The following is a 9,314-nucleotide window of genomic DNA, read 5'->3' as shown; positions in this document are numbered from 1 at the left end:
GTCTCTCTGGATTGCTTCGCTACGCTCGCAATGACGAAGTGTTATTCGGCACGGAGGTGACAAGCCCATGAGCATCCACATCGGGATCGGCGGCTGGACCTTCGAGCCGTGGCGCGGCCCCTTCTACCCCGCCGGCCTCGCGCAGAAACGCGAACTCGAATATGCCGGCCAGCATCTGACCGGGATCGAGATCAACGGCACCTATTATGGCAGCCAGAAGCCCGAGACATTCGCGAACTGGGCGGCGGCGGTGCCGGACGGCTTCCAGTTCAGTGTCAAGGCGTCGCGCTTTGCGACCAACCGGCGGGTGCTGGCCGACGGCGCGGCCTCGATCGAGAAATTCCTCACGCAGGGGCTGACGCAGCTCGGCGACCGGCTCGGCCCGATCCACTGGCAGTTCATGGCGACGAAAAAATTCGATCGCGACGATTTCGCGGGCTTTCTGGATCTGTTGCCCGACACCCAGGACGGCCTGCCGCTGCGCCACGCGATCGAGGTGCGGCACGAGAGCTTCCGCGATCCGGCCTTCGTCGACATGCTACGCGAGCGGAACATGGCGCTGGTCTATGCCGACAGCGACGAATTTCCATGCATAGACGAGCAGACCGCGGACTTCACCTATGCCCGGTTGCAGCGCAGCCGGGAAGACGTCGAAACGGGATATGACGCGAAGGCGCTCGATCATATGGCGACGCAGGCGCGCGATTGGGCGAAGGGCGGCCGCGACGTCTATATTTTCTTCATCGCGGGCGCGAAGGTGCGCAATCCGGCGGCCGCGCAGGCACTGATCGAAAAGCTATAAACCCTCCCCATCGCTTCGCGAAGGGGAGGATCTGGTTCAGGCCATCGCGGCCTTGGCCGCGAGGAAGTTGTACGGGTCGATGCCGCGGTTGCGATAGGCGCGGTGCGCTTCGTGATAGAGCGTCGGCTCGCCGATCCCCAACCGCGCACGCGCGGCGTCGAGCGGTTCGGCGAGCAGCGAGCGGATGTCCTGCTCAATGATCGCCTGCGACGCCTTGCCGTTGCGCTGGCCCTGGCGGATCGCGCCCATCACCGGCGCATCGCTCTTGATACCGCGCTTGACTTCATAGCCGCCGGCATAAGCGATGAAGAAATTGCCGTAGTTGCCCGTCTGGCCATAGGTGAAGCCGAGCACGCACTGTTCGCCGAGCGCGTCGCGGCCATAGCCGGTCAGGATATGGAACAGGTCGTGCGTGTCGCGCAGGCGGTTGGCATACCATTGGAGCTGGTCGTCGAACTGCGGCCGGCCCATCTTCTCGCTCTCGGCGACGAGCCCGGCGGCCGACAGGCCTTCGCGGCGCATGAAGGTGACATAGGCGTGGCCGACGCTGCCCTCGGGCAGTTCGTCGATCCAGCCATGATCGTCGAGCAGGTCGGGGAGATAGGGTTCGCTGGCCATCAGGCGCTGGCCGAGGTCGCTTTCGACGAAGGCGCGCGCGTCGTCGACGAAGCCCTTGCGCGGCAGATTCTCGAAGATGTGGAAGACCTGTTCGGTGTCTTCCTTGTCTTTGATCAGCTTGCGGAAGTGCGACAGCGCCTTGAACGGGCGGAACTTCGCGGGCTTGCGGTCGGGGTGGGAGAAGATGGTCGGGGTCATAGCGGCTCTCTGACGAATCATCTGATAAGGGGGAGATAGCATTACTGACATATATGTCAATAGTGGCTTGAGATGCGACTTCGAAAAATACCCGCGCGTCCCCGCGGAGGCGGGGACCCATCTACTGCCGGTTAAAACCGGCACCGACCGGAGATGGGCCCCCGCCTCCGCGGGGGCACACGGCTTTTCCTTGAGGATGGCGCTGGACGCTCCTCGCCGCGCCCCGTAACAGGCGCATAATACAGCGAGGGTTCATGAGCGACGACGGCAGAACGGAAAGCGCACGGCTGGTCACGCTCGACGCGCTGCGCGGCTTTGCGGTGATGGGCATATTGGCGATGAACATCGTCGCCTTTGCGATGCCCGAAATGGCCTATGTCTCGCCGCGCGCCTATGGCGGCGACACCGCGGCGGATCTGGTGGCGTGGGGGCTGGCGTTCGTGCTGGTCGACGGCAAGACGCGCGGGCTCTTTTCGATCCTGTTCGGGGCCAGCCTGATCCTGATCGTCGATCGCGCCGAAAAATCCGGGCAAAACCCTGCGTCGGTGCATTATCGCCGCATGGCGTGGCTCGCGATCTTCGGCCTTTGCCATTTCTTCTTCCTCTGGTGGGGCGACATATTGTTCCTCTACGCCGCGGTCGGCTGCATCGCCTTCCTGTTCCGGGGCTGGGAGGCGCGGCGGCTGATACGATGGGCGGCGGGGCTGTTCACGCTCGGCGTCCTGCTGATGTCGCTGCTGTTCGGCGGCCAGCTGCTCCTCGCATCATCGGCGGGCGACCCGGGCGCGCCGCTGGCGCGGGTCGAGGCGGGCGAGGCGATCCGCGACGAATATGCGACGATCGACGGCGAAGTGCAGCGCGAGCTGGCGCTGTATCGCGGCGGCTATCTGCCGATCCTCGGCCATCGGCTGGACGATGCCGCCGCGCCCTTTGCGATGCTGGTCTTCAACCTGCTCGAAACGCTGCCGCTGATGATGATCGGCATGGCGCTGTTCCGCAACGGCTTCCTGACCGGGGCGTGGGAGGCGCGCGCCTATCGCCGCGTCGCCCGGCGTTGGCTGCCGCCGGGATTGCTGCTGACATTGCTCGTCCTCTGGCTGATGCGCGAAGCGCGGTTCGATTATCTTTTCTCGCTCACCGCCTTCCTCGCCTGGGCGCAGCCGGGGCGGCTGATGATGACGATCGGCTATGCGGCGCTGCTCGTCCTGCTGATCAAGCATCACGCCGCCAGCCCGTGGATCGAACGCGTCGCGGCGGCGGGGCGGGCCGCTTTTTCCAACTATCTCGGCACCAGCATCGTGATGACGACGATCTTCTATGGCTATGGGTTGGGGCTGTTCGGGCGGGTCGACCGCGCGCCGCTCTATCTGTTCGTCATCGCCGCGTGGGCAGTCATGCTGCTGTGGTCGAAGCCGTGGCTCGACCGCTTTCGCTATGGGCCGCTCGAATGGCTATGGCGCAGCCTCGCGCGCGGCGCGATGCAGCCGATGCGGAAAGAGGCGAGGCCTCAGTAGCCGACCGCGCGGCCGAAGCCCGCGGGCTTGCGCTGGACGAGCGGGTTCGCCTCGCGTTCGAGCGCCGCGAGCGTTTCCTCAAACAGCGCGCGCAAATTGACGACGCGCGGCAGATATTCCTCGGGGCTGACCTGCGCTTCGACACAATGGCGCGCGAACATCTCGATATCCTCGGTGAGCGCGCCGAGCCGCTCGGCACCGAACTGGCGCGCTTCGCTCTTCAGCGTGTGCGCGGGCATCACGAGTCCGCGCGCGTCGCGGGCACGCATCGCCTCTTCGATCGCGGCGACCGATTTGGTGCCGTCCTCGCGGAAATAGCCCAGAATGCGCACGAACGCCGCGCCCAACTGGGTGCGGGTCGCGCGGAATTCATCCCAATCGACCAGGATCTCGTCCAATGCCCTGTCCCTCGGTGTTCCAATCGCTCGGTGGTCCCGAAGCCGCCATGCCCGAAGCTGGTAAAAAAGCCGTTACGATGGCCGGGGCGTGCAATGAAAGCCGCCCCATTTCGGGTCAGTCGCGGCGGACGCGCCAGCCGCCTTCGGCGTCGTCGGTCAGCGTCCAGCCCTGCTCGCCCGCCAGCGCGGCGACTTCGCGCGCCGCCTGCGGGTCGTCGGCGAGCAGCAGCACGTCCGCCGCCTCGCGCATCGCGCGCGCAAGCCGCAGCGCCGGCCACGGGCAGCGCATACCACGCGCATCGACGACGCGCGCCGCCGCGCCCGCCTCATTCGTCATAGGGGTTGCGCGTGTTACGGAAATTGAGGCGGATCGGGACGCCCTGGAAGCCCAGTTCCTTGCGCATCCCGTTCATCAGATAGCGCTGGTAGCTCGCGGGAAGCGCGTCGGTGCGGCTGCCGAAAACGACGAAGGTCGGCGGCCGTGTCCGCGCCTGCGTCATATAGCGCAGCTTGATCCGCTTGCCGCCCGGCGCGGGGGGCGGATTGGCCTCGACCGCGCGCTCGAACCAGCGGTTGAGCTTCGCGGTCGAGACGCGGTTGGTCCAGATCGCGCGCTGTTCGAAGGCGACGCGCACCAGCGTGTCGATCCCCTTCCCCGTCGCGCCCGAAATGCTGAGCACGGGCACGCCCTTGATCTGCGACAGCCCGTCGTCGAGCGCCGCGCGCACGCCGTTGAACAGCGACGAGGGATCTTCGGCGACGTCCCATTTGTTGAGCGCGACGATCAGCGCGCGGCCTTCGTCGAGCACCCGGTCGGCGATGCGCAGATCCTGCGCCTCGAGCCCCTTGGTGGCGTCGAGCAGCAGCACGACGACCTCGGCGAAATCGACCGCGTGCATCGCATCGGCGACCGACAGTTTCTCGAGCTTGTCCTGGACCTTCGCGCGCTTGCGCATCCCGGCGGTGTCGAAAAGCTGGATCGGCTGGACCTCGCCGTCCTTTTCCCATTGCCAGTCGACGCGGATCGAATCGCGGGTAATCCCCGCCTCGGGCCCGGTGATCAGCCGGTCCTCGCCGATCATGCGGTTGATCAGGGTCGACTTGCCGGCGTTCGGCCGCCCGACGATCGCGAGCTTGAGCGGGCCGAGCGGTTCCTCGTCGCCTGCGTCGCCATCGACGGCAGCTTCGGCGGCCTCCATGAAGGGCTCGACGATCGGCCGCAGCGCGTCGAACAGATCGACCACGCCCTCGCCATGTTCGGCGCTGAGCGCGATCGGATTGTCGAAGCCGAGCGCATAGGATTCCATCAGGCCGGTTTCGCCCTGCTTCCCCTCGGCCTTGTTGACGACGAGGATGATCGGCGTGTCTTCGCTGCGCAGCCAGCGCGCGATTTCCTCGTCGAGCGGCGTGACCCCGGCGCGGCCGTCGATCATAAACAGCGCCGCGTCGGCCTCACGCACCGCTTTCTCGGTCTGGACGCGCATCCGGCCGGGCAGCGTCGCGGCATCCTGATCCTCGAACCCCGCGGTGTCGACGATCAGGAATTCGAGCCCGAGCAGTTTCGCATCGCCCTCGCGCCGGTCGCGCGTCACCCCCGGCTGGTCGTCGACGAGCGCGAGGCGCTTGCCGACCAGCCGGTTGAACAGCGTCGACTTGCCGACATTGGGCCGGCCGACAATGGCGATCGTCGCGGATCGCGCCATCTCACATTCCCTGTTGTTGCGCCGGGCCGCCCCGGCCCGGACGCCTTAGCGCCAGGCCGTGATGGTTCCGTCGTCTGCCAAAATATACAAGATATTGTTTGCGACCACCGGTGCCTGCGACAGCGACGTCTTGAACTCCGTCGTCGCGAGCGTCGAGCCATCGGCCGGCGAAAATTCGACAAGCTGGCCTTCGCTGTTCACCGCGATCAGGCGCCCGCCGGCCAGGATCGGCCCGGTCCAGCGGATCGGGTCCTTCTTCTTCTTTTCGGTTTCGACCCGATAGCGCGCGAGCTGCTGGAGCCAGCGAACCTTGCCGCTGGTCCGCGCGACGCAGAGCAGCTTGCCGTCGTCGGTCATCGCATAGACCCACTCGCCGACCACATAAGGGGTCGAGATGCCCGCGATCGAGATTTCCCAGGTGCGCTGGCCGGTGACGAGTTCATAGCTCGCCATGCGGCCGCCCTGGCCGAGCGCGAAGACGCGGCCGCGGTCGATCACCGGGTCGGCATCGACGTCCGACAGCGTCGAGACCGACAGCGCCATCGAGGTGCGCGCGAGCGCGTCTTCCCACAGGTCGCGGCCATTCTCGTAACGATAGGCCTGAACCTCGCCCGACGAATAGCCCGCGACGATCGTGCCCTGCCCCGCCGCCGGCGAAGCGGCGCCAAAGACGCTGCCGGGCTCGAGCGAGGCAGTCGCCTGCCACTGCACCGCGCCCGTGGCCTGATTCAGCGCGAAAATCTGATTGTCCTGGCTGATCACATAGACGCCGCCGAAGGCGATCGTCGGCGCACCGCGCAGCGGCCCCGCGGGCTTCGCCTTCCACAGCACGTTGCCGTCGGCGACGTTGAGCGCCGCAACATCGCCCGATCCGCTCGTCGCATAGACGACATCGCCATCGACCCCCGCGCCGCCGCCGAACAGCGAATCGCGATAATCCTTGGCGGTGCTGCCGATCGACACGCTCCACAATTTCGTGCCCGTATCGGCCGCATAAGCGGTGACGACCGCATCGGTATCGACGACGAACAGGCGGTTGTCGGCAATCACCGGCGACGACGCGAGCCGCTGTTTCTTGGTGCTGCCCGCGACCTGCGCTTCCCACAGCTTCGTTCGCGTCGCGGCAAGCGCGGGGTGGCCCATCGATTTCGATGCGTTGCCGCCCGACTGCGCCCAATTCGCGTTGACCGCCGGTTCGGGCAGCACGACCGCGACCGCCTCGATCGCCGGATCGACCTTGATGCTGTTGTCGTTCGACAGGATCGATACGCGCTGGCCGACCGTCGGCGTCTTGGGCCCACCGTTGCCCTTGAGGGCGCCGCAGCCGGCAAGTGGCAGGGCGAGCAGCGCCGCGCCCATCACAAAATGGCGTTTCCGCATGTTACTTGGCTTCCTCACTCTTCGCGGCCGCCGCTGCGCCCGGCGTGCCTTTCTGGTCCCCGGCGGCCGGAGCCGCGCCGGCTGCGCTCGCGGCGGCACGCGCGCCCTCCACTTCCGCCTTCAGGCTTTCCGCCGCGCGGTCGGCGACGGCATCGACGCCCAGCATTCCCGCCATCTGGACGCTGCGCGATTGCAGCGTCTTGGCGACGTCGGGCAGCTTCGCGATCCGGCCGTAAAGCTGGCCGGCCTGATCATATTTTCCCTGGCTGTAATAAGCCGCGGCGCTAAGCTCGGCGGCGCTCGCGAACCAGCTCGACGCCGGGTCCTTGGCATCGACGATCGGCTTCAGCCGCGCGATGATCGCCTCGGGCTTCAGCGTGTCATATTCGAGCGCGGTCTGCCGAATCAGCGCCATGTCGCGCAGCGACTGGTCGAGCTTGGTGTCGGCGGCGACCCTGGCGATCAGCGCGGCCGCCGCCTTGAGGTCGCCGCTCTTCGCCTTCAGGTTCGACTGTTCGATCAGCGCCGCGGCGCGATAGGCGGGATTGCCTTCGCTTTCGAGCGCCTTGAGATCGGCGGTCGCGGCGGTCGGCTGCCCTGCCTTGACCTTGTCGAATGCGGCGATCAGCGCCTCGGCCTTTTCGCCGCGCGCGATTTCCTGCCGGTGACCCCAATAGAGATAGCCGCCGAACGCGATCAGCGCGGCGACCGCCCCGCCGAGAATCCAGCGTCCATAGCGCTGCATGATATTGTCGAGCTGGTCCTTGCGGACGGCTTCATCGACTTCCTGCAAAAACGCGTCGTTGCTGTTCGTCGGGCTCAGCGCCAATCAAACCTCCATCACATTCCATTGGCCCCGGACGATATCGGCTGGCCGGCCGCTTCCTTAGCGATGGCACCGGAAAAGGCCAAGCGATTCACTTGCGCGCGGCGCCAGCCCTTACCCTGCGTAGATCTGATCGGCGGTCGGGAATGAACGGGCCCTGACTTCGTCGGCATAATCCTTGACCGCGCCGCTGACGACCCCCGCCATATCCTGATAGCGCTTCACGAACTTGGGCACGCGCTCGAACATGCCGAGCATGTCGTCGGTCACCAGCACCTGACCGTCGCACTGCGCCGAGGCGCCGATGCCGATCGTCGGACAAGCGACCTTTTCCGTGATCTCGATCGCGATCGATTCGAGCACGCCTTCGATGACGATCGAGAAGGCACCGGCCTGCGCGACGGCGACCGCATCCTCGACGATCGAGCGCGCTTCCGCCTCGCTCTTGCCGCGCACGCCGTAACCGCCGAGGATGTTCACCGCCTGCGGCGTCAGGCCGACATGACCCATCACCGGAATGCCGCGCTGGGTGAGGAATTCGATCGTCGGGGCGAGCACCTTGCCACCCTCGACCTTCACCGCCGCGGCGCCGGTTTCCTTGAGCAGCCGCGCGGCGTTGTTGAACGCCTGTTCGGGGCTGCCCTCATAGCTGCCGAAGGGCATATCGACGATCACCGCGGCATGATAGCTGCCGCGCACCACCGCGGCACCGTGGAGCGCCATCATGTCCATGGTGACGCCGACGGTGTGCGGCAGGCCATAGATCACCTGCGCGAGCGAATCGCCGACGAGCAGCATGTCGCAATGCGGATCGAGCAGCTGCGCCATGCGCACGGTATAGGCCGTGAGCATGACGATCGGCTCGCCGCCCTTGCGCTGGCGGATGCGCGGCACCGTCAGGCGCTTCATCGGCTGCGGCGTCGGGTTGGCGCGGCTGGTGGAGGTGTCGAGGGTGAGCGTCTTGGGGAGCGTGGACATGGCGCGGGGGTCTAGCCGGTCCCATCGCCAAGCGAAAGATCGAACTCGGCCCCTGCAGCCTCATTGTAAAATTATCTTGACTCTATGTTTGATATTTTTAACATTAAGTCATCAAGAACGAACATTCGGAGAGTCGCCCCATGACCTATACCGAGAAAAAGGCCTGGCTGACGCTGGTCGCGATGCTGCTGGCCTACAGCCTCTATTTCGGGCTGATCCTTGCCGGCCATCCCGCGGGAAGCGATCGTTTCGCGATGCTGTGGCTGTTCGGGACGATCGCCGCGACGCAGGCGGTGGTCGTGATCATCGGCCATGTCTGGCTGGCGATCGCGGCGCGCAAGCTGCCCCGCGCGCGCGTCGACGAACGCGACCGCGCGATTGCCGCGCGCGGCACGCGGATCGGCTATTACGTCCTTTTGACCGGCACGATCATCGTCGGGGTGGTCATGCCCTTCACCGACCCGCCGATGCACATCGTCAACAGCGCCTTGTTCGCGATCGTGGTCGCCGAAACGGCCGGATTGCTGGTGGTCGTGACGAGCTACCGGAGGGGCTGGCATGGCTAAGCCCCCTTTCAGCAACGACATCCGCACCCTGCGCTTCCTGGCGGGCGAGATGACCCAGGGCGAGCTCGGCGACCATGTCGGGGTCACGCGGCAGACGATCGCGGCGATCGAGCAGGGCAAATATTCGCCGTCGCTCGAAGTCGCGTTCCGCATCGCGCACGTTTTCGACAAACCGCTCGAGGCGGTGTTTCGATGGGACGGGGATTGAACGGGGGCGGCCGCTATGGGGTGGGGAGCGGACACTCCCCACTTTCGTCATTCCCGCGAAAGCTGGAACCCAGCGCGTGCGTCGGCTGACCCCACTCTGGGTTCCCGCTTTCGCGGGAATGAC

The 9,314-nt window shown here is 66.1% G+C and carries 11 protein-coding genes; 4 read left to right on the top strand and 7 right to left on the bottom strand.

What is annotated here, in order from left to right:
* Window positions 1-67: 67 nt before the first annotated feature.
* On the top strand, window positions 68-802 hold the full coding sequence (locus tag OJI97_RS07380) for a DUF72 domain-containing protein (RefSeq protein ID WP_297662414.1): 735 nt from the start codon (window positions 68-70) through the stop codon (window positions 800-802).
* A gap of 36 nt (window positions 803-838) precedes the next feature.
* Here the strand turns inward: OJI97_RS07380 and OJI97_RS07375 are convergent, their stop codons facing one another.
* Window positions 839-1,618: a Coq4 family protein gene (locus tag OJI97_RS07375; RefSeq protein WP_297662413.1), complete on the bottom strand. Its 780-nt coding sequence runs from the start codon at window positions 1,616-1,618 to the stop codon at window positions 839-841.
* A gap of 254 nt (window positions 1,619-1,872) precedes the next feature.
* Here OJI97_RS07375 and OJI97_RS07370 point away from each other — a divergent pair, with 254 nt between their 5' ends.
* Window positions 1,873-3,132, top strand: a complete 1,260-nt coding sequence (locus tag OJI97_RS07370; protein ID WP_297662412.1) for a DUF418 domain-containing protein — start codon at window positions 1,873-1,875, stop codon at window positions 3,130-3,132.
* Here OJI97_RS07370 and OJI97_RS07365 read toward each other — a convergent pair.
* The 6 genes from OJI97_RS07365 to panB form a co-directional block, all read right to left on the bottom strand.
* Entirely contained in the window at window positions 3,126-3,530 is a 405-nt protein-coding gene (locus OJI97_RS07365) for an Hpt domain-containing protein (protein WP_297662411.1), read from the bottom strand. The two genes, OJI97_RS07370 and OJI97_RS07365, sit on opposite strands and share 7 nt — an antisense overlap.
* A 115-nt stretch (window positions 3,531-3,645) precedes the next feature.
* Window positions 3,646-3,867, bottom strand: a complete 222-nt coding sequence (locus OJI97_RS07360) for a sulfurtransferase TusA family protein (RefSeq protein WP_297662410.1) — start codon at window positions 3,865-3,867, stop codon at window positions 3,646-3,648.
* On the bottom strand, window positions 3,857-5,233 hold the full coding sequence (gene der / locus OJI97_RS07355; RefSeq protein WP_297662409.1) for a ribosome biogenesis GTPase Der: 1,377 nt from the start codon (window positions 5,231-5,233) through the stop codon (window positions 3,857-3,859). The genes OJI97_RS07360 and der overlap by 11 nt, the downstream gene beginning before the upstream one ends.
* 45 nt (window positions 5,234-5,278) lie before the next feature.
* Complete coding sequence (locus tag OJI97_RS07350) at window positions 5,279-6,613, bottom strand: PQQ-binding-like beta-propeller repeat protein (RefSeq protein ID WP_297662408.1); 1,335 nt, start codon at window positions 6,611-6,613, stop codon at window positions 5,279-5,281.
* 1 nt (window position 6,614) lies between these two features.
* Entirely contained in the window at window positions 6,615-7,442 is an 828-nt protein-coding gene (locus OJI97_RS07345; RefSeq protein WP_297662407.1) for a tetratricopeptide repeat protein, read from the bottom strand.
* Window positions 7,443-7,553: 111 nt separating this feature from the next.
* A complete protein-coding gene (panB, locus tag OJI97_RS07340) occupies window positions 7,554-8,417 on the bottom strand; it encodes a 3-methyl-2-oxobutanoate hydroxymethyltransferase (protein WP_297662406.1) in 864 nt (287 codons plus the stop codon).
* A 140-nt stretch (window positions 8,418-8,557) separates the two neighbouring features.
* On the opposite strand from panB, the gene OJI97_RS07335 reads away from it, so the two are divergent.
* Entirely contained in the window at window positions 8,558-8,983 is a 426-nt protein-coding gene (locus OJI97_RS07335) for a hypothetical protein (protein WP_297662405.1), read from the top strand.
* Window positions 8,976-9,191 carry a helix-turn-helix transcriptional regulator gene (locus OJI97_RS07330; RefSeq protein ID WP_297662404.1) on the top strand — a complete coding sequence of 72 codons (216 nt, stop codon included), beginning with the start codon at window positions 8,976-8,978 and terminating at the stop codon, window positions 9,189-9,191. The genes OJI97_RS07335 and OJI97_RS07330 overlap by 8 nt, the downstream gene beginning before the upstream one ends.
* Window positions 9,192-9,314 lie beyond the last annotated feature (123 nt).

It is taken from the genome of Sphingopyxis sp., assembly GCF_025869345.1.
Taxonomy (GTDB): domain Bacteria; phylum Pseudomonadota; class Alphaproteobacteria; order Sphingomonadales; family Sphingomonadaceae; genus Sphingopyxis.
This window is presented reverse-complemented; position numbering and strand designations above follow the sequence as displayed.

What these genes read in the sequence shown, in the direction of transcription:
- OJI97_RS07375 (WP_297662413.1), bottom strand. Translation starts at nt 1,618, where the DNA reads ATGACCCCGACCATCTTCTCCCACCCCGACCGCAAGCCCGCGAAGTTC.
- panB (WP_297662406.1), bottom strand. Translation starts at nt 8,417, where the DNA reads ATGTCCACGCTCCCCAAGACGCTCACCCTCGACACCTCCACCAGCCGC.
- OJI97_RS07360 (WP_297662410.1), bottom strand. Translation starts at nt 3,867, where the DNA reads ATGACGAATGAGGCGGGCGCGGCGGCGCGCGTCGTCGATGCGCGTGGT.
- OJI97_RS07370 (WP_297662412.1), top strand. Translation starts at nt 1,873, where the DNA reads ATGAGCGACGACGGCAGAACGGAAAGCGCACGGCTGGTCACGCTCGAC.
- OJI97_RS07335 (WP_297662405.1), top strand. Translation starts at nt 8,558, where the DNA reads ATGACCTATACCGAGAAAAAGGCCTGGCTGACGCTGGTCGCGATGCTG.
- OJI97_RS07350 (WP_297662408.1), bottom strand. Translation starts at nt 6,613, where the DNA reads ATGCGGAAACGCCATTTTGTGATGGGCGCGGCGCTGCTCGCCCTGCCA.
- der (WP_297662409.1), bottom strand. Translation starts at nt 5,233, where the DNA reads ATGGCGCGATCCGCGACGATCGCCATTGTCGGCCGGCCCAATGTCGGC.
- OJI97_RS07380 (WP_297662414.1), top strand. Translation starts at nt 68, where the DNA reads ATGAGCATCCACATCGGGATCGGCGGCTGGACCTTCGAGCCGTGGCGC.
- OJI97_RS07330 (WP_297662404.1), top strand. Translation starts at nt 8,976, where the DNA reads ATGGCTAAGCCCCCTTTCAGCAACGACATCCGCACCCTGCGCTTCCTG.